This is a genomic window from Exiguobacterium sp. A1_3_1 (genome assembly GCF_048985645.1).
Classification (GTDB): domain Bacteria; phylum Bacillota; class Bacilli; order Exiguobacteriales; family Exiguobacteriaceae; genus Exiguobacterium_A; species Exiguobacterium_A indicum.
Map to the genome: position 1 here is coordinate 1 of NZ_WBYY01000326.1, position 814 is coordinate 814.

Below are 814 nucleotides of genomic sequence, written 5' to 3' on the forward strand. Positions count from 1 at the left end.
TCGCAGGACCGCTCGGCGTCGTGAACGAACCGATCGGAACCCAAGCGAGTTTAGCACCGGATCGTTGTCGAGTTGGAATCGTGACGCCTCGTTTATTGAGGGTTAGATCCAGTTGTCCACCTTTTTGGTTCAGCAGCACACGGGCAAACCCAGCGTAACGACCGGCAGGCAAGTCTTTCGTCATCGTAAACGTGTTCGGAATCATATAATCCTCATAGCTGAATATTTTAATATCATGGACCCACCAATACGTTTTCCGCTCGGGGCGCTGGAAGCTGAGTAGATCAATCCGCATCGTTTTTGCGTTTCGTGGTGTGACATATTCACCTTGCAAGTGAATCGCATCGACATCACCGGAATCACGCGGAGCGACGACATACGTTTGATTCAGCTCGCGATCCTTCGCATCAAAGAACCGGACCTTGACGTGGAGCCGGTCGACACCGCGACCGCTCGCTGTAATATCAAAGCGGTAGGCGTTATTCGGTCGTGCCGGCAGCTTACCGGATTTCGCGACTTGCCAGATGTATTTCGGATCGCCTTCCGCGACTTCCGCATGAAGGACAGGCAGGTTATTATCTTTTGACATCGGGTTCGGAGATAAGTCGACGATGTCCGGGTTATCGGCTTTGAAGAATGTCTCATCCTCAAGCATCGAATTAAAGGAGGCGACCTGCTTCGCCTGTAATCCATCTAATTTATAGACCGGCGCGTCAATCCGGGCGGAAGCAAACGAGAGACCGATCCCGTCTCCAAAATCGAGGTCAAACGACGGATTCGTCATCCCTTGCGTTCGTAAATACCAGCGCCAATC

The 814-nt window shown here is 52.0% G+C and carries 1 pseudogene; it reads right to left on the minus strand.

Features of this window, described 5'->3' with window-relative positions:
- Window positions 1-814 (minus strand): annotated as a pseudogene (locus tag F8N00_RS18185) (hypothetical protein); the annotation flags it as partial.